The sequence below is a fragment of the Thalassomonas sp. RHCl1 genome (assembly GCF_947387555.1).
Lineage (GTDB): Bacteria > Pseudomonadota > Gammaproteobacteria > Enterobacterales > Alteromonadaceae > Thalassomonas.
In genome coordinates, this window is record NZ_CANDNZ010000013.1 from 101,180 (window position 1) to 122,262 (window position 21,083).

Here is a 21,083-nt window from a genome sequence, read left to right on the forward strand (position 1 = left end):
CATTAGGTGTTGAGCTGATTTGAGCGGGCTATTCCCGTGAGATAAAGCTGCTGTACCTGCTTTAAATACAGCAGCTTAGCTTATGGCTTTTCAATAAAGCCCGGGGTTAGTTTTCAGCGGACAGGTTTGGCTCCGCTTGTTTAGGTGTAATCACCAACTCTGCCTGATTGACAACAATACTGAGCTTTTGCCCGACAGGGAAACCGGCCAGTCGCAGCCATTTTCCCCTGAGCACAACACAAGGCTCAAGCTTGACGGGAACATAGTTAATCCCTATGCCGCGGGTTTTTGAAGCTGTGGTGCAAACCGTTTCCTGCACGGTAAGTTGCCGATAAATGGGATATTTTACTTTTGCCGAGACGGGCTCTGACGTATGATGATATTTAGCCATGACGTACTCCTACGGAATTCGTTGTGGTTAGCGACCTCTGGGTGTCGTTAGCACTCAGGGGTTGCGACTTAAGTTACTACGTTTGTTTTAGTAGTAACGCCTGTTATTGCAGCAGTTCATTAGTAGAAGTGTTGCAATAGGTGCTTTCCTTTTGGACATGGATAGCATTATTAAGGAAAGACCAATTTACGGGAAAATCAATAGTGGATTGGTCTATTTCTATGAAAAGAGTTTAATGTTTTTCTTCATGCTGCAGGAGCATTAATCCATAATCTAATTGCCCGTATATCATGACTCTTTTATGTAGAACCTCCTGCATTTAGATTGCGAGAAAATTCTACTTTTAGCTTCGATTATTTTTCGGAGGGATTACTGTATTACGTAAAATCACCAAAAGCAAAAATGCAAGTAATGAATAAATGAATTAACAAGCTCAATGATGGTAAAAAATGAAGAGTAACTCAAAAAATAACACGTTAGTTATCACTATGTTTCCTGCTTCATATGGTGATAGTTTTTTGGTTTCAGTAGAAGAAGATGCCTTAAATATTTTGATCGACACAGGGTTTAAAAGTACTTATAAAAATCACATTAGAGAAAGGTTAACCACTCTAAAAAGAAAAAAGCAGCCTTTAGATTTTCTAATCATTACCCATATCGATGCTGATCATATATCTGGTGCATTGTCTTTACTTGAAGAAAATAATTTATCTAAAATAATTGATATTAAAAATATTTGGCATAACAGTTACCGTCATATTCAAACTAACCCCATTAATCAACAAATACTCTCCTTAAAAGATCAAAGGCTCATCCAACAAATAAGTGATCGCGGGTATAAAAAAGATAAAGAAATTACACAAAATCACGACAAAAAAATTAGTGGTAAACAGGGATCTTCCTTAGCTTCTCTTATATCAAAAGGGGGCTATAACTGGAATTCACAATTCAACCATGGCGCTATTTGTATAGAAAACGGTATAGATATAGAGCTTTCTAGTAATGTGAAATTAATCCTTCTTTCTCCAGACAAATCTAAACTGCATAATCTTATGGCATTTTGGAAAAAGGAATTAAGAAAATTAGGAGTTAGTAGCTCAGCCCTGGACAATCAATTTTTTGACGATGCATTTGAATTTTTAGTTTCCCATGAAAAGGCAATGAAAGAAAATATCGATAAAAATGTGTCGAATAAAGGAGTGAACATCAAAAAGCTGATAACAAAAGCTTTTGAAGAAGATGAAAGCCCTACAAATGGTAGTTCAATTTCATTCGTTTTAGAGTATGGAAATAAAAAAGTTCTTTTTTTGGGGGATTCTCATCCTTCAATAATAGAGCGAGAGTTAAAAAACAAGTATCAGCAAAAACAAATATGGTTTGACGCAATTAAGCTCTCTCATCATGGCTCTTCTAAAAATACAAGCCCGAGTTTATTAAACCTTATAGATTCTGATACATATTTTATTTCAACGAATGGTGATAGGTTTTATCATCCCGACATGGCTACTATTGCTAGAATTGTACACAGAAAAACATGTAAAAACAGAAGGTTAATTTTCAATTATGAAACGGAAACGTCTAAATATTTTGATAATGAAGATTTAAAAAAAGCTTACGATTATAGTATTTCAGTTTCAGGTAGTGGTGAAGCTTTTACATTTAAGAAGGACGGATAGAGTGCAAAGTTATTTAGAAAAATATGTGGGTAGAGTTCATAGTGAAGATGACGCCGGGACAGCTTTTCTTATATCTAATCAATATTTATTAACAGCATATCATACGGTAGAAGAAGCAAAAAAAAATGAAGGAATAATCTTTCTTGAATTTGACAGTTTATATAGTGAACCATTCGAATCAGAAGTAACATTGAAAGATTTTGATGAAGATCTCGATGTGGCACTTTTAGAATTAAAGCAGCCATTAGATATTGAAAATTTTTTTAAATTGTCTAATCAAGATATAAGAAATAACTCTATATGGAGTACATTTGGTTACCCAAGAGGAAAATTAAACACAGGGGCTAAATTAGATGGAAAAGTTGCTAGAGCGAACATAAATATTGACATATCCAGCTATGACTTGGATTTAGAATATAACCAAAGCAATGAGTTCATTGAAGGGCTGTCAGGCTCCCCTTTAATGGCTGATGATAATGTCATAGGCATCATTACAAAAGAACTAGATGGTACATTAGGTGCTATCAGCGTATGTAAAATAGTAAATTTTCTGAATAAAAATAATATTAGCTATGAATCTACAGTAGAAGAAAGATTAGAAAGTGCGAATGGTTTTGAATTAAATACTCCCGTTGTAGATGAGTTAACAAATAAGTTCACTGCATTGGATTCAGGTTATCTTTTTTTGAAGGGGCACCCTGGTTCTGGTAAAACGACTATTGTTGAGTCTATAGGTTATGCTCAAAGTGACATTGAAGTTCTTGGAAAATATTTTCTACTTGAAAAAGGTAAAGAAAACCTACTTTCACTCAGAATGAATCACTTAAAGTTTTTTGAGTGGTTAGAAGATAAAATTGTTGCGGATTTGTATAATGATATCCCGCAAAAATCAGAGAGAGATGTAAATCAATGGATAACAACAATATTAAATTTACTACAAAAGTTGTCAGAAAAATACGCAGCAAAACAGACTAAATGCGTCATTTTTGTTGATGGCATAGATGAGCTTTTCAAAACAAATAAAATAGAAGAGTTTTTTTCTGCTTTGCCTGTGGTGTTACCTAAAAATATTATTTTCGTAATCGTCGGTCAGAATGAGAAAAGCCTCCCACCTAAGCATACAATCCAAAATGAAAAAAACATAATATTAGTAACTCCATTACCTGTAAACACATGCTTAAGGCTCATCAATAAAGAATTACCTGAACTAGCATATGGGCTACGTAATAAAATAGGGAAGTGTTCGGAATATCACCCTCTCTATCTTCGATACCTTATTGAGTACGTTAGAACTAATATAACAACTCATGGAGAACAAAAAATTAATGACTGGTTGGATAGGTTACCTCAAGTTAGCGGTGAGATTGAGGTCTATTATGAAAGCCTTTGGCAAGACATTGTAAAGAAAGACGAACTACTTTATTTAATATCTTTAATCACCCGTTTTAGGGAATGCATATCGCATAAATCGCTTATTGATACGATCCCAGCGAATATGAGAATATCTTTAAATAAAAACCTTGATTTAATTAGCCACTTCTTAACCAGTAAACAAAACATTTTTGCATATCATGCTTCACTTATAACCTTTGTAAATAAAAAAACAGAGGCTCTTGAAGAAGATTTCCAATCACAAATATCCCTTTTTTGTAAAAATCATATTGATAACTCCTATTCACAAAGGAATATACTTCATCATCTTCTGCGAGCAAAAACTGAAATCAGAAACGAAACAATAGATTTTTGTAATCAAGAGTGGGCCGATAATTGCTCACACAATTTTGTTGAGCCAGATTTGATTCTTGCAGACCTAAAAGATGCACTATCTTTTTATTTGCAATCAGGCTGTTTTACATCTGTGACTAAATTGTTATTACTCTCACAACGGATCAAATTTCGATATAACAATGTTTTTGCTTTAAATGCAATGGAATTAGCTGAATATTTAATTGCTTTGAAAAAACCTGAAGAAGCACTTCACCATTTATTTCGTGAATCTATCCCTATAGTTTCAACACAAGATCTTATTCATATTCAATACAAACTAATTATGGAAAATAACTTCGATGAAGCTGAATTCATTCATTCGGCTATACATAGTTATTTCATGAACGAATATGAAAAAGGCTCAATTGCATATGAAGATATACTAAACTTCTTTACATCCGCCTCTATAAATAATTGCTTGCTCTCCAGCACTCCTACTAAAAGTTCTTTAAAGGTCATACAATTACTTCATCAATTTTTAACTAGCTCATCAGAAGGAAGTGAGGAACAACAAGAGCAGAAACGTAAAATACTCCTTTATATTTTAGGGCATAACACTGCATTATTATTACTTCATCATAATATATATACGCCAATAGAAGAATTGGAAAAAAGAAAGATTCCTCTAGACAATTCTATTACCCTGACTCTAATACAAGCGTATAGCCATGTAGGTCATTTCTCTGATATTTCTGGCACTCAAGTTGACCTTGATAATATTGTTAAAGATATAGAATATTCTTTAATAAAATATAAACCAGATGAAGAAGATTCACTTTTTGTTGTAAGGTTATTGGATAGGGTATCGCTCAAATATGACATATTGGAAGGCTTAATTAGTGGATGCACTTTTAATCAAATCCCTGATTTTAGAGAAAGTAATGGAGTTGACCTGAATCATAGCTGGTTTGAAAATGTACTATCAAACTCTAAATATAAAGGTTTTCTAGATGAATCATACTCCCCCCCTGATTTGGAATTTTTCACCGAAACAGAATGGGAAAAATCGTTAGAAAGTATTGTTTCTTATATTGGCTACCTTTTAGGTACTGCATGGAAGTTAAGTGTTACTTCCCAAGAGTCAGAGCAATTAACTGTAGACATGTTAGAAAAGGTTTTACCTCTTCTCAACTTTGATTTGCTAACGCGTTCACAGTTTGAACGTTCATATATGTTAGTAGAGACGGTTCTTCCATCTATTTATAATTCTATCTTAGAATTTTTCTCTATATATTCAAAACAAAATTTAGGTAAGTATTTAGATTTTATCTATCAACATTCAGATAAGCAGTTAGGGGTTTATTCTGAGGGTTTTAGAGAAACTATTCATACGCTTATAAAAAGTTTGCTCCCCCAAATAGAGCATAAAAAACAAATATTCCAGTTACTAAAAAAACTCGAAGAACATGTTTTATTGGGTGTTCAAAATCGTTGGGATAGATGTCAAGAATTAATACTTTTGGCTACACATTATAGGAAGCTCGCTAGCGGACGCGCTGACAAATGTTTTCAAGAATTACTAAATTCTTCAATGGGACCATCATGGTATAAAGAAGATCAGTTAGGATTGATTAATTCTTCTTTGAGTATGCTTAAGCGTCACAATGTCTCATGGTCTCCAAAAGAGCTGGCTGCTATTTTAGACTTTGCATCAGGTGAAATGACTTTTCAACGTTATATACGGATGGAGAAGGAAGAGTTCATTGGCTCTATATGTTCATCAGGGAAGTTATCTACAGCTATAAAGTACTTTCAAAATGAGACCATTCCTCTTGATCATCAATTAATTTTACATAGAGTTGAGTCAAATCAAATTGATAGTTTACATAAGGGAGCAAGCTACGATACTGGGGTAAGAAAAATAGATGAGCAAAATGGTATATTAAGTATATTAGAAAACACAAAAGACATACGACCTAGCTTACAATGGGCTATTAGCGAACTATTTCTGCTTGGAGATGATAGATATATCAGCCATTTCTCTGAAATATTTGCTCAAATAATTAATAATAGCAACACAATACAATCAAATTTCTATATAAATAGGATCATTCGAATTCTAATTTCTGACATGGAACTCAATATAAGAAACCAATTTATAACTGAGCTTAATAAGCATCTTGAGCGATGTAAGTATGATGAATTGGCCGTACTGATCCAGAAGAAAAAAATTGATATAGAAATGCCCAAAGCGCCGGAATATATCCCTGAAGACATAGAATATGAAGATATAGAACCGGAAGACAAGGATGAAGATGACCTGGAAAATTCACTTTACCTACCTGGAACTTTTGGAACATCCCAGGGGTTAAAAGAATTTGATATTCACTTTGCACTTGCCAAAGAAGCTTTAGATATTGAGGACGACATAACAAGTAAGCAAGAATTATTATTATCGTTAAGAGCGATACAGGATTCAGGCTGGGGTGTTTGGTCTAGAAATCTAAGCCAAAATGATGAAGCATTTGCAGAGCTATCTAAACTATGTGATGAAAATGAGTTGTTAGAAATATTAACGCCTCTCATTGCTGATGAACCACATGCAACTGACTGGTTAATAGTAGATAAGTTAATTTCGAAGTTTAGTAATATATTGCCTTCTGAAAAGGTAGAACAGGTACATGAATCTATAATTGAACATATAAAAACTATGGTTTCCCCACCAAAGCATATTGTTGATGATTATGAATGGATGGACTTTGAAAATTCGGAAATAACCTCTAATGATGAAGTATTAATGAAGTTTATACTTAATTTCATCGACCACCCATCGCCGGCCATATATTCAAGAGTACCAAGCATATTAAAATCTATTGCGAGATTTGAACCTGAATTTTATTTACCTATTTTAGCCAAACATTCATTAACTGATATACAAGCACTATCTCCTGAAATCGCGGTAGGAATACTCTATTCATTAGCAATTGAAGATGTTAGCCAAATCAAATCTCATGTAAACATAAACTCACTATTTAGCAAAGTTGAGAACTGTAATCATTTAGTCATAAAACATACATGGTCTCTAATCATTAGATATATCAACAATCTTGACAGTTCTTTGCTAGAAGAAGATACAACACTAGATAACTCTATATTTAATAGTAAGCCGATAGAGATAAGTGGAAAAATTGAATATGAAATAAAAAAAAGTGGTTTAGGGAAAACCCTCACATATATTTTATCTACGCTAAAAGAAATTGGTGTATGGAAGGATTCAGACCTTCTTTCGCTAAATAAGTTATTGATTCAAAATTCTCAATACTTAGGGTTTGATGAAGTTGTAAGTATCAATGAAAAAATATCTAGAGGATATAATATAGGGAAAAATGAAAAATATATAAATGACCAGTTATTACCCGTAATAAATCAGATTATTCAACATAGGGTTACAGATGAAAATATTAATTTAGTTATCTCTGCATTAAGACAATTCAACCCTAATTTTCCAGATGAAAGTATACAAAATTATTGTCAAAATGGATTAGATAAAAAAATAATTCGATTCCTTTCTAACTCTTCACAGAATCCTATGGATTTCATCAAGGAAGGTAATAATGAATACTTACATTATTTTGAGGTGATTGCCGCACCTGATAGTAGCCCTAAGTTAATTGAAATATCAATCTTTTTAAGTAATGAAAACAGCCGCCTTCAACCTATAGAATTTCAAGCTAATCAACACCCTATGGTTACAGATATTCACGAACGTAAAACAAGAAAAAATGAATGCTTCTTGTTTAATTGTTCACCTGGAATAAATTATACAGGAGGAAGAATAACCCCTTCGTTTATTAACTTAGGAGTTCAAGGTTTTACAGGTAAGGTCAAACCTAATGACATTAGTGAAAATCATTGGATAGAAGGACGTAGCTGGGATTCAGAACAATTGGGAAGACCTATTAGGGAGGGGAATCGATTGATGATGACAAGTGAAAAATTAGATCTTTTATCTCAAAGAGGTTGGGAAATATTTTGGCGTGTTAATTACAATTTCACATCACAATTTTTCATTAACCGTAAAACTTTAGAAGTATCAATGATTAATTAGGAAGTAGAAATGACTAAAATGACAGACATGAAGACACCTAGAAATAGATTGGAGTTTGAGCGAAACTTCAATTTACTTAGAGAGCAAGCGTATCAAGGGAAATTGCATTTTGTACAGGGAACAATGCATGTAGTTGATAGTTTAAAAAAAGTACAAAAGCTTCCCAATGGGAGAATTGATCTCTTAACAATTAATGAAAGTGCCAGACTTCAAGCTAATACGATGAATACTTTCGCTAACATGATGAATTTTGAATTATCATCTAAAGATGAAACCGAATAATTATTTTAATTTTAAAGTTCATAAATATATGGATGCAAATGAAAGAACTCATTGAACAATTATGATTCGCTACGGTAATCGGTAGTGTTCAAAAATCTGTGTCATTTCAGGGTAGTCCTCCCATTTTTAACTGAAGTTAAAAGTAGAAGTTAGGCCGCCATCAACGGTGGCCTGCCATTATTGGCTTTATGTGGCCTTTCGTTATTGTAAAACCAAAGCCACTTGGTTACATAGTCTTGAACTTCTTCAAGCGTTTCAAATAAATGTTTACTCACCCAGCTATAGCGAATGATACGGTTATGACGCTCAATATAGGCATTCTGCTGTGGCTTACCCGGCTGGATTTTCCCCTTTTAATTTAGCTTCCCAGTCTACCCTCATAAGTTCATCTATTAGAATTCGTAGTTCCATTGCAACAGGACGAGAAATGTTAGGTTCATTATATCGATTAGGATGAATAATGTTTCTCAACTTTCTAACGTCGTCCAAAGTACTGGCTTGTTGTTCTGTAATAATGCTATTTTCTTTTGCTCTATTAATAAGTTGTGAAAAATTAAGCCCCTTACCAGCTCTTAATACTGAAGATAAAATTCCTTCACATACACCTCCTGCGATCGTCGTAAAGCTTAGCCATAATTCATTTTCAAAAGCTTTGTCAGCTTCTTCAAACATTTCTGCCAAACGCTGTTTTAATGGTTCTGGTTGTACATATGGAAATAGATTTTCATAATCCTTAATTCCTATATAAGTAATGCGTAGATGGGGTTGACTCATTCTCCAATCTAAGCCCATCCAGCAATCACCATACCAACGTAATAGATCACCCTCTATTGAATGTTGCACACCTACGGATGCTTCTTCAATATCAGTAGGGGCACCTTCAATATGCGAAGATTGAACTGCATATGCTGACAGTGTTGGTATTTTGTATATGCGTGCAGGGGGCTCTTTTATATTGTCAAAGTCGTATGATTGGTGAATCTGTTCAATCAATTGGTTAATCGGGAATGTTTTGGTTTTCATGAAAAATCCCTATTTCAGATTTTACTGGCTTTTATATCTAACCATCAGTTTTATCATTAATTCTGACTAGTTATGGGACCAATGTATAGGAATATTTCCCGAACTCATTATAGATATAGATGAGAAATGTAGAATTACAGCCATGGAACAACTGGATAAGCTCAATTGATTAAGCTTTTATTTTAAGACAACAAAGCAAATATTATCAGAGGATAAGTTAAAACCTGGTGAGAAATATTTACCTGTAATTAGGGGCGGCGTTTTTCAAGGTACCTTTTAACTTAAATACATCTTTAATTGCGGAACTTTACCCTATATCCCTTAAAAAAAGCTCAACTTACTTAAATGATGAGTTCAGATTTAAATAATGTTGCCTTGCAGTTGCCGAAACCCTTAAGAAAAATAGTATTAGTAGTAACGAGATCCGTAATTACCAACTTCATTAGGTTTGAAAATTTTAAGATAAACATTAGTGTGTCGAAATTACCTATATAGAATAAGCAAAACCTGATTTGTTCTATAGCGTAAAACTTCCAAATTAAATTGATTGTGGATTGAATTCCGTAACACTTTAAAACTACAGCTTCTCAGTATTTCCGATAATCCAAATTATCGAAAACATTGGATGAGAGGTATTTAATATGCCTAAAGCAATAGACAAACAGAGATGAACCTTTTGATATCCAATTATTTATGCACCATTGCGTCATACAAATAAAAAAACCGTAAAGAAATCTTCCTTTACGGTTTTTATTAAAGCAATAAGTAACTCTAAAGTTTATTCGTATCCTTATATGCCAAAAATACGAATAATACTTTGTTATTTATACTTATTATAAGTTAACACCATTAGCTGGCCTTAGGCATCCACAGGGTATCTAATTGTTGCTTCACTGTCTGACCGTTACCGGAAACACCATCCAGATCGCCAATATCACTACCTGCCATGGCTTGTACAAGTAAGTTGATATTTGCTGAACTTAAGCTGTGCTCACCTAAGCTGACTTCGTCAATATTACCGTGAACAGTAATACTGCCATTGGCACCATTTTGCCAGTCAGCGCCATTCTGTGAGTCGCCAAACTCAATAAGCAAGCTATCATCTTGCTGTTTCGTCAACCAGATATCATCGGTATCAAAGCCATCTAAAATGAGAGTGTTTTCACCACCGCTATCCCTGATCACGTCAACACCATCACCTTTGGTGTAATGATATGTCGTATTTCCGGCGCCACCATCCATAACATCATTGCCTGTGCCACCGATCAATACATTAGTGCCGGCAAAACCTCTTATAACATCATCACCGGCGCGGCCATCCAGGGTGTTTTTAGAAGTTTCGTATCCAGCTCCTTCGATGTAATCGTCTAATATAGTCCCCTGAACATTGCCAAACCCTTCAAAATTATCGTTATAGGTGTTAACACCATTAATGTTTGATTCAATCGCTCCCCAACCTAAGTCGAAAACCGTACCATTGCCTGGTTTTTCATTTGCCGCTTGGCCAACAGCTATGTAGTCATCCTGCTCCTTTTTACTCATATTTTCCCAGGCCTGTGCATCTAGTACTTGCCCGGAAATAATCTCCCGGCGGCTGGTGGTATAAGAGATATGAGCGTTAATCGCTTTGGCGTCCAAAGTGATATTGGCTAGCGATACTTCAGTGTCACCACTGTTACTGATTTCCAAGCGCATTCCCTGATTCAGGGCGGCACTTAGCTGCTCATAACTAAGCTCATTAGGATTAATAGCAAGCGTATTGGCTTGAGCGACGGTTTTCAGCAAAGTATCACCGGCAAACAAGGACAAACTAAGCCCGGTAATGTCTCCTTCGGTAGAGACTTCAAGCCGGTATTGCTTGGCAGCAGAAAACTCATTACCAAGTACTTTAACAACAGTGCCTCCTTGTGCGGCAATACTTTCAGAGTTGCTCTGAACAAATTCACTCCCCCAGGCCACTGCACTGCTATCAACAGGAGCAATTGCTGCTGTAGTACCGTCGATAAACCATCTATTGGGAATGGTGCGCTTGCTGGGATCATTTAAGAGCCCTTTAACAAAAGCACTTAAGCTTTCATTACGCAATGAGGCATCGGCAAAAGTAATGCCGCCCGGCATTGCATTATTAATGGCTAGCGCAATGCTGTCTGCACTGGGATAACCTTGGCTAAGGGCTTGAGGTAAACTAATTTTGTTCAGTGTACGATCTCCTGCCATCAGGCTGATATGCATGGTAGTCGTTAATTCACCACTTTCAGCACCGCCAATTTTTATCGTAACATCGGTTGATTGCACGTCTTCAAAGGGATTGTGAAAGTTGGTAATACTATCAAGCAGCGCATCTGCACTAATACTGTTTTGGCTTTCTAAAGCAAGCGGAGCAGCATAAGCTTTTGCCCTGAATGCTTCAGCAGACAGACCGGAGAAACCAGCAGAATCATCCGTTGGCAGATTATTAAGCACCACCAGTTTTATGTGCTGATAATTTTCAGAAAGAAAATAGTCAGCCAGCGTAAATTTACCTGCTTTACCTGTATCCGATTGAAAGTTAACCACCAGATCCTGGTTGTCACGGTTAAAGCTGAGTCCCTGCTCGCCAGTTGCGGGATCTAATGTGATTGCTACGGTATCAATGCCCCGGTCGTCATCACGGTTGTCTATAATGACTTCCTGCTCACCAAGTTGGCTCAGGTCATACATATCATCCCCGGCGTTGCCTCTTAGCATCAAAGGTGAGTCTACTTGCTTACCTGAGTTGGCATCCAGCTGCAACCAGTCGTGGCCATTGCCTCCTATTAAGGTGTTGGTTTCATCACCGGCAATGAGAATATCTCCCTGGAATGTTGCCGCAGATTTTTCCGTCACATCGCCGCCAACCAGGGCTTTAACCAGGATATCTTTTTCTTTATCGTAAGAGAAATGCATAGAGCCCCCTTCATTGTCCACCAGATAAAGGTGAGCATTGGGGTAATTTCCCTGGCTGTCTTGTTGATAATAATTGCGTATTTGTACCACAACTTTTTCACCCTGGCTGTTACGGTAACGTAACACCAGATCATGCTCATCGCGCCACATATCAATTTCTTCCATACCGGCATCGACCACTATGGCATCATTTTCAGGCGTCGTACTGGTATCCTGATTATCGATAACGGTGATGCCAGCGCTGGCTGCGACATAGATATCGGCTCCGGCACGCCCTGTTAAGGTATCGTTACCCTGGGCAACCAGAATATTATCTTTACTGTCGCCTATGATATTATCATTTAGTTCCGTGCCCTGGGCAGCAAGTTCATATCGCTCCGAAAGCACGATAGGTTTTGGCACTGAAAAACCGGTATGCTCGGTGGTAACTAAACCGCCGGCCTGTGACAAATCAGAATAAATCGTCGTCGACATCGGAGATCTTGCATCCATATAACCGCCATCCGAGAAAACTTCGAAGCGGCGCATAATATTGCCCAATTCAGTACCGAAATTAACTTCGTAACCGTCATTGGTATAAAAACGTAAAGCATCATATACCGCTTTTTGCTCTTGTCCTTCGACATTTAAGGTTAGAGAATGCTTTCTTTCATGGAAGTCATAATCCCATTGTTCAGACTTATCCTCGATAAATGAGCCGATATCAAGTTTGACTTCTTCTTTCTGGCCATTGCCTTTGTCGATGACAAAAACCAGTTTGAAGTCATTAAAGGTCACCACCCGTTGATTGCCATGACCATATATTGAATCCGAATCATGAAAACGGAAATCAACATCCATGCGAACACTGATATCTTTAGCAGCGGCATCAAACCAGTATTTGGTCTTGCTCTGGCTTCCCTGGTAACTGATCTGCTGGTTGTTTTCCAACTGCGTCAGTCCCGCTCCGTCACCTTTACGGCTAATGCTGCGCGCCGCCAGATCAATTTCTACCCCCTGATTTGAGCCATTAATCCTTTGCTGGTCCATGGCTGCGTTATAGATAGTGGAAAGCTTGAAATCATCGACATTGCCATTGCCGCTGATCGTTTGCGGCAATTGCGCCGATAACATGAAGCCGTCGGTCGTAGAAAAACGCAACAACTTGTTGAGCCTGACACGTTCTCCCTGCGCATTGAGCTCATACATATCCTTAACCTGGATCTGACCGCCCTTTTTAAGGCTGATAATCAAATCATTGCCGACAATTTGCCAGTTATCTAAATCAGTAAACTGAGTGCCAAGCAAAACATCGTTAACTTCTACGGAATTGCCTTCGATCTCATCCTGAGCGGCGGCCTCGATAATCGTAACCTTGTCACCGTTTTCCAATTCGCCAATGCGGTAAGAGTCAGCACCGGCCCCTCCTTCAAGGGTGTCCTTGCCTTTGCCGGTTAATAGGTTATTGTTTTCATCGCCAATAAAATGGTGTTGAGATTTAAAGTCAGTCGCAGCAATCCCCTGGAGCAGGTTTTCCATATTGGCAACTGTACCGATATTGGTTTCAGTACCATTTTTATGTTTAAGGGCGATAGTTTCTGCCGTTAAATCTACCTTGTATCCCAAATAATCCGTATCAGAAAAATCTGTATTAAGTTGCAGGCTGTCGATACCGTCGCCGCCATCCAAGTCATAACGGTACGAGCTAAATAACGCCGCATGTGTTGCCCTGGCCTCATCAAATAACCGTCCATCGGCCCCAGTTAATGGAGCACTGGCATTAAGCACAAAGATATCTTGTTTATCACCGCCGGTAATATTCTTATTGCCCGTTTCCAGCATAAACATATTGGCATTGGCCTTAAGCCCTATGCCGGTATCATTGCCGTTAGCCAGATTAAAAAGCACACCTTTATCTGACTGTACACTGCCCACTTGTTTTAAATGATCGCTTGAGCCCAGACCGGCGGAGTAATCAAAATTGGCATTATGATAGTCTGCATATATTTCAGCATATTGGCGGTTGCTGTTTAATGTCCAGCCACCTCCTTCATATTGTGCAGTGTTGATATGTATATGCTCATGATCGATTTCACCGCCTTCCCAGGCATCTTGGTATGTGCCGCCTATATCTAAGTAACCTTCGGCAAATTTTTGTACCTTGACCTCGGTTTCTTCATAGATAACGGCGCTAAAATTGTCACTGACACCGGCCAACAGGTTATCAGCGCTGCTTTTTAACAGCTCTTGATACTTAGAAGAATATTGTGCCTGAAGCACATCTTCCTGAATATTCTGAGGCGTAGTGTCGCCAAAAAATGCCCGGGTGCCTATTTCAGCTCTTTGCCCGGCAGTCAGAGGAATAATTTCTTCTATTGCCTGTACTTTGCGCACCGCGGAATAAATGGCATCAACCCCCACCATAACAACGGCAAATACGGCACCGGCGATGGCGCCAACCGGTCCGGCGACTAAGGTCAGCCCGGCAAAAACTGTCGCTGCCGTTATTGAAATAGCCGAAGTGGTAATGGAATAAATAGCATCCTGGCGTTCCAGGCCTTTTTTATCTTCGAACCCTTTCAACGGTTCAACAATGCCGTAATAAACATCAAAAGGCACACTGGCCAGCGCACCGATAACACCGGCCCCCTTACCCAGCACCTTACCGACACCACTGGCGATTCTGCCGCCGATACTTTTTAATGATGCGGTAGCGGAACGGGCAATACGTGCACCGACTTTTTGGCTTAATTTTTCAATGGCCTCACTGCCAAAGGTATTGGCCAGGCCGCCGGCACTGCTTTCAATGCCTTTCTGATCATCTGTACCGATTGACTTGAACAGTGACCAGAAACCACTGGCTTTGCCATATTTGTCGATCACGCTTAAGGTGTTGCCGGCCGCGGCCCCGGCAGCATTAAGGCTTGAGGATTTAGCGGCAACGGCCGTGTCGATACCAGCAGAAATATCATCAAAGGCGCCTATTTTCAGCTTGCCGTCATTCCAGCTGTCGCTGTTTGCCAGTTCAGCCATCGAAAGCTTGACGCTGTCAACTAATGCCCCCTCACCGGTGATCAGACTTTCGGCTGTCATTCCTTGCTGGTTGGCGGAGCGGTTAAGCAAATCCAGATATCTGGCTTTGCCAACGGTATCTGCCGTGGCAAAGGCATGAGCAAACTTATCACCGTCAAAGACCAGTTGCTGCGAATTAAAGTTGCTTTGGCTATGCACCGCCTTACCGTCGATAATGGCGCCCGCTTTATAGAGCTGTTCACGGCTAATGCCGGACTCAAGTGTTCCCTTTTGCTCATCTAAAGTACGTAGTTCATTGATGGTTAAGGTATCGAGCTTGACTTTAAGCGTCTTAAGTTGTGCCGATGACAAGTTATCCACTTTCGTTTGATCCAGCGACAGTTCGCCATTGCTGCGCTTGAAAAGTCCGCCTATTTCTCTAACGACGCTAGGATCATCCTGCCAGGCGCCATAATTATTTGTTTGTTCAGCAAAATCCTGCACTTTAACCCATTTACGCAGATCACTGCCCAAGTTTGTCGGCGGCGCATCAAGGTCGGTGATCAAGGTATTGGCATAGGCAATAAAACGTTTCGCTTTGCTTGGCTGGCCTTCGGCATTTTCGGTACTTGAATATACTCCTGCCTGGGTTTGACGCTTCAGATACAAAGCGATTGTTGCCAGACTTTGATTGCCCGGGTTGTTGTCGATTAACTGCAGTAAGGCAGCATCGGATAACGGCGTATTCGCCTTATCGCCGAACAGGTTAATATACAGCGCCTGCTTGTTTTTGCCTGCTTCATCATCGGGCAAATTCAACAATTGCTTGAGCAAACGTTCGCTGTCAAAGGTCAGATCATCCTGCAGCGAAGGCGAACTAAAGTCGGTATCGGCGTCGACAAGTTTACCGTCGATTTGAGCGCCCATTCTCCGCAGTCGCTCCCGCCTGATTTCTATCCCGCCAATCGCCACTTTGCCGTATGCCTTATCCAGCAACACCAGTTTTTCCTGAGTGCTTAAATTGCTGTCTCCCAGAGATTCCAGCACTTCGCCTGCCGGGGTATTATCCCTGCTGATATCAATCAGGTTTTGCTCAAATTGCGCAGCAGCGCTATCAAAATTGCTGAGTTTATCGGCATCACTGTAGTCCTCAACGCCGGTAAAGTCTTTCGGCCAGAAGCGATTGCTTGCCTGATCATAAAGCACGTTGCTCAGTTTCAGATCCTGATGGTATAGCTGGGCATCGCCAAGGTCGGCGATCATATTTAAATACAGCTCTTTGGCATTGGCCGGCAACTCAGCCAGGGTCAACTTGTCGAGCGCTTTGCCCGGTATTTTAAGCATACGCAGTTTGACACTACCGTCGCTTTCCCGGTAAACCTCGGCGCTGCCTTCCCCGTAAAAGCGGTTAAAGTAATCCGCTTCTATGCTTGCCCGGGCAAAATCCTGGGCAAAGTCTTTAACCAGCACCGTCGGGTCTTGGGTGATCAACTGGTAGAAAGGCTGTGCCTGCAATGCCTGTGTTTGCTGCTCGCCCCCTTCCCGGTCGCTGCTTAATTCGTTGCGATAGGAAGCATATTGCCACTGGGATGGACTGACATCGGAGGACGGTTTCACGCCGGGCGTAATCCCCCCCTCACTTAATGTACGTTCAAGTTCACTAACAAAAGTTTGTACTTTTTTCAGTCCCTCGGCGCTGTATTCTTTTCGTTCGTTATCCGTTTTAATGTACAAGGTAAATTGCGTACCCACTTTTACCCTGGAATCAGCTCCGGTACGAGACATATCAGTCACTTTCCAGCTATCTATGGGGCTGTCTGCAGAAAAGAGCAGCCCTTTGATCAGCTCAAATGCCCGGGAGACTTCCCCTTCCTGTACACTGATATGGATCTTATCACCGGCACTGCCCCCTTGGGATAAACCTTCAACACGGTTGGCATGTAAAAAGACATCGGCACTGGTTTTCGTTAACCTGAAACCATTTTCCACGGCAACTTCTCTTGCCTGGAAGGTTTCATACGAAGGTGCATCTGCTGCCCTGTTAAATACCGGATTATCCAAGTCTTGCATCTTACTGTGCAAAAGTTCTTTATTTTGTTGCAGGTATTCGGCTGCCGTCGGGGGCGGCGCTACCGGCTCAACTTTCAGCTTAGGCCCCTTGCCTTTAAACTTAGGCCCAAGCACACCGTCAACAGCCTCGTCACCCGGGCTTTCATAGGCAAACTCCTGCCCGTTATAATCGTAGGCACTGCTGCGCTCAACCGTATTGTTTTGAGCATCCCATTGCAACACCAGCTTATTGTTGCTGTCTTTATGCACCCAATCGCCGTTTGCATCCTGGACATGTTTATGACCGGCGCTATCTACCGCCAGCTCTGAAGTGCGCACCGATATCTCGGTATCGGCCCATTTCAACTCCTGTGTCAGCTGTTCGCCAAAATTTGCCTGCTGTGAATGCGAAGCAAGAGAGCAGCCCACCAGGCTGATACGCCCCGGTGTTAATGTACCTTTAATATCCGCCAATTGAGCGGCCAGTTCAGCGGCGCTGCGTCCCGCCAGCGTCCGGCTGTCGTCATCGGCTGCACGGCCATGCCCTACCAGCTGCCAGCGGATGTTATCGACACCGTCGGAGTCGAGTATCGACATATCGCCATAAACCACTTTCGGGTTGCCATCGGCATCTAATTGCACTATAACGCTGCTGTCGGGATGTTTGCCGGCAAGACGTGCCGCTGCACGTTTGACAATAGGATCATTTTCCAACTGAACGATCACCTGGGCATCATAGCGGCTGCTGCCGCCGTCTTGTCTCGGTGTTACTTCCGGGGCATCCCAAGTATTAACGTCCCGGTTGTCGATGACGTTATGGGCATAAGCAATTTCCCCCTCTGCACTTAAAACGCTAACACTTTGCTGCCAGCCGGCGGGAGCCTCGGCACGGCTGAGCAGGCCAGTTAATGATTCGGGAACTATTTGACCGCTTTCATTAAACGAGACCAGGTTATTGTCGGTCAGATATAACTTGAAGGTTTCGTACTGGGCACTTTCTGCGCTTTCAAGAGTAAAACGTCTCAAAACCGTTTTAAATCTGGACTTCGTCCCGAAAGTGGGCACTATCTGTGCCGTTAGTAAATTAGCCAGTTGCGATAAACTTGCCGTATCGGCTTTTAGCCAGTCAGGCACATTCGTTGCCGTAGAAAGGCTCTTTTGTACGGCAGTTTTAACCATAGTGGTGATGAGTTTATCCGATGCACCGACATTGTCATTATTTCCCCAAAGCAGGACTTTATCTCCCTCAGGCGCATACATATAAACATAGTTATCAACGGTATAAAGCGACGGTACGCTTGCTTCTTCTCCTGCCTGAGGATAAGCGACCCGATATACCGCATCAAAGGCCTGTTTGGTATTAACGCCGTATACCACCAATTGCCTGGTTAAATCGGCTTCAGTTATTTTCGGCAGGCCGATAGCGTCCAGGACATTATTGACCTTGGCTATTTTGCCGGGTAAAGAATTGAGTATGGTATTGCCTTCCTTGAGAAAGTGATTTGCCGTGGCATCGACTTCTTCGGAAATCACATTTTCTAAATATTTTTGATTGCTCAATTCAGGATTGCCCTGGCTGGGCTGATTTAACCATTGACCGAATGCAGTAGGATCAAACAGGTATTGCTCTACAATCTGATTGACCTGCTCCGCACTGTAATGGCGCTCAAGCTGGCCTCTAAGCGTTAAGCCCGCGTTATAAACTGCATTTTTATTGTTGTAATTGGTACGAAAAGCAAAGTCTTCGCCAAAAACGGCTTTGGCTACCTTTTCTCCCAGGTAATCCGTCACCATTTCATCCCAATTGGCTTTCTGGGTTTCTAAACTGAAGGGACCAAAAGCACGGCGGCCGGACGAGGAGGCATGTACCGACTCATGGGCAAGTGTTGACTGGACAAACTCTTTATCCAGGTGTCCGTTGCGATAAAAGCTAGGATCATCAACGAAAATACGAATAATACCGTCTTTACCGCTAAAGGCGGGGGCCGGTGCGTTATTGGAAGGGTCAACAGCAAGCTTTTGGTCGTAGGCAAACGCTTTCTGGTAGGCCAACAGATTATTTCTTTCCGGGTGCTCGCCGTGCCCTTGGGTCGAATAATATTTCACCCTGAAATTCCGATCACCGCTTGAACCGCTATCTGCATCATCAAAACCTGACAGGGCAACTTTTTCAGCATCACTGAGACTGTCGCTGTTTTCAATATCTTTTAACAGCGCATTATCGTATATCACAGGTTTATTGCCGGTATGAGGTAAACCGAGCGTCTCTTTATCTGCCTGTTTTATTTGATCCCAATCGAAGTTTGTCCAAAATGGATCTATGGTTCTAGTGCCTTGATTATCTCCTAAACCTTCCGGTGCCTCTGGTGTTTGCCTGGTGCTCAAATCCCAGCCGGCAGGCGCCTCAGGCTGACTTAATAAACTTTTCAAAGATTCCGGTATGATGTTGTTGTCACTATCAAACGCAACCAGGTTGTGCTCTCTCAAGTAACTCTCGAAATCAGTTAGCTTTTGTTGTTCAACGCCGGAACTGATAAAAGGTTTGGGCGCAAGCTTACTACCCGCTTTAGACAAGGTTTTCGATGATAAAAATGTTGCCAGTTGCGACAAACGCTCGGGGCTCTTTGCGATCCAGGCGGGCAATGCTGCTGTTTTGAGTTGCCGCTCTAACACCGCAGATAATGCTAACGACATATACTCTTTACTTTGATTGCCTGACCATGCCCGGTTGGCGCTTTGCAAATCGTCACCGTCTGCAAGAACGTAGACCAACTCACCGGACCTGAACACCTTAGGAATGGTTTCAGCATCCGCATCGATAACCTTATACAGCGCCTCATAATCTTCCCGGGTTTCTTTGCCATAAACGATAGTTCCCACTCTGGACAAGGCGTCCTTGGTTAACACCCCGGAGAAGCCATAAGCAGCCAACGCCGTATTTAACTGGGTGGCTTTTAAACTTAAGCCATTAGCCGCCGCTTCTGCTTTGCTCGATATCCCCTTGGGGATCGGATCTTCATAAGCTACAACAACATTGTCCAACCAAGCTTGATTGGTAAGTTGCTGTTGTGCTGATAAGCTGTTAAATGCCTCTCTACCTGCCTCGGTAAAATCGCTGAGATCCGGCTCAGATGTTAGCCAGGAGGATAAAGCATCAGCATTGCTAAAGTAGGCGTTTTGGATCTTCTGTATTCCCTGCTCAGAAAAGAAGTGGGAAAACTGATCTCTTAACGGACGTGCATTACTGCCGCCCGTGTAATAATTTGTTCTATAAGCAAAATCATCACCGAACATTTGCTTGGAAACTTTTTCAGCGATAAAGTCGGTAAAAGCTTCATCCCAGTTGAATGCTCCATCACTCTGGGTTCTAAAGCCCTTCCTGTCTGCAGATAAAAGGTGCATCGCTTCATGCACAAAAGTTGACTTTATCAGTACGGTATCAAGCTTACCGTCCAACAAAAGGTTGGGATGGTCCACATTGAACCTGACGATACCATTTTGATAATCCCCGAATGCAATCGGGTGTGCTGCAGATGTCTTAGTTGCCAATGCTTCTGTGACAAAGCTTTCGCCTTTGCCGTTATCTTTTGCTAAAGCACGAAAAAACTCTTCCACCGGCTTTCCGGTATCGCCCATATGATCCGAATAATATTTGACGCGAAAGTTTCTATTACCAACAGAAGCCCCGTCATTATCATCAAAGCCCGCGCTATTTAGCGTATCAACAATGGCTGCAGCTTCCCCTTGTTCAAACCCTATAACGGTTTGTGCTGCAACTTTCACTTCATCCCAGTTAAATTCACTTAAAAATGTTTCAAGTGCAGATCTTTCCTGAGCTTGGCCAACGGATTCGCTTTGTCGGTTATCTGTTTCAGTATCCGACTGTCCTTCACCAGTTACTATGATTTCATCATTTATCATTTTTTCCTGC

6 protein-coding genes and 1 pseudogene are annotated in these 21,083 nt (G+C 40.6%); 3 read left to right on the top strand and 4 right to left on the bottom strand.

The genetic code is table 11. The annotated features are described in order from the left end of the window. Positions 1-106: 106 nt before the first annotated feature. Positions 107-391, bottom strand: coding sequence for a SymE family type I addiction module toxin (locus QL234_RS25845; RefSeq protein WP_281560648.1), 285 nt, complete (start codon positions 389-391; stop codon positions 107-109). Positions 392-840: 449 nt separating this feature from the next. On the opposite strand from QL234_RS25845, the gene avs1a reads away from it, so the two are divergent. The 3 genes from avs1a to avs1c are packed head-to-tail and all read left to right on the top strand — an operon-like array spanning position 841 to position 8,164. Continuing rightward, positions 841-2,067 (top strand): AVAST type 1 anti-phage system MBL fold metallo-hydrolase Avs1a, encoded by a 1,227-nt coding sequence (gene avs1a / locus QL234_RS25850; protein WP_281560649.1) that lies wholly within the window; start codon positions 841-843, stop codon positions 2,065-2,067. A 1-nt stretch (position 2,068) separates the two neighbouring features. After that, complete coding sequence (locus QL234_RS25855) at positions 2,069-7,882, top strand: serine protease (protein ID WP_281560650.1); 5,814 nt, start codon at positions 2,069-2,071, stop codon at positions 7,880-7,882. Between the two features lie 9 nt (positions 7,883-7,891). After that, positions 7,892-8,164 (top strand): AVAST type 1 anti-phage system protein Avs1c, encoded by a 273-nt coding sequence (gene avs1c, locus QL234_RS25860; RefSeq protein ID WP_281560651.1) that lies wholly within the window; start codon positions 7,892-7,894, stop codon positions 8,162-8,164. A gap of 149 nt (positions 8,165-8,313) precedes the next feature. Here the strand turns inward: avs1c and QL234_RS25865 are convergent. The 3 genes and pseudogenes from QL234_RS25865 to QL234_RS25875 all read right to left on the bottom strand — a co-directional run. After that, positions 8,314-8,508: pseudogene (locus QL234_RS25865) on the bottom strand (transposase); the annotation flags it as partial. Further along, the gene (locus QL234_RS25870) at positions 8,495-9,187 is read right to left on the bottom strand and encodes a hypothetical protein (protein ID WP_281560652.1); all 693 of its coding nucleotides are present in this window, start codon (positions 9,185-9,187) and stop codon (positions 8,495-8,497) included. The pseudogene QL234_RS25865 and the gene QL234_RS25870, both read right to left, overlap by 14 nt. Before the next feature lie 849 nt (positions 9,188-10,036). After that, entirely contained in the window at positions 10,037-21,073 is an 11,037-nt protein-coding gene (locus QL234_RS25875; protein ID WP_281560653.1) for a C80 family cysteine peptidase, read from the bottom strand. Positions 21,074-21,083 lie beyond the last annotated feature (10 nt).

Excerpts from the sequence above, each read along its gene's own strand:
- QL234_RS25845 (WP_281560648.1), bottom strand. The coding sequence starts at position 391 with ATGGCTAAATATCATCATACGTCAGAGCCCGTCTCGGCAAAAGTAAAA.
- avs1a (WP_281560649.1), top strand. The coding sequence starts at position 841 with ATGAAGAGTAACTCAAAAAATAACACGTTAGTTATCACTATGTTTCCT.
- avs1c (WP_281560651.1), top strand. The coding sequence starts at position 7,892 with ATGACTAAAATGACAGACATGAAGACACCTAGAAATAGATTGGAGTTT.
- QL234_RS25870 (WP_281560652.1), bottom strand. The coding sequence starts at position 9,187 with ATGAAAACCAAAACATTCCCGATTAACCAATTGATTGAACAGATTCAC.
- QL234_RS25875 (WP_281560653.1), bottom strand. The coding sequence starts at position 21,073 with ATGATAAATGATGAAATCATAGTAACTGGTGAAGGACAGTCGGATACT.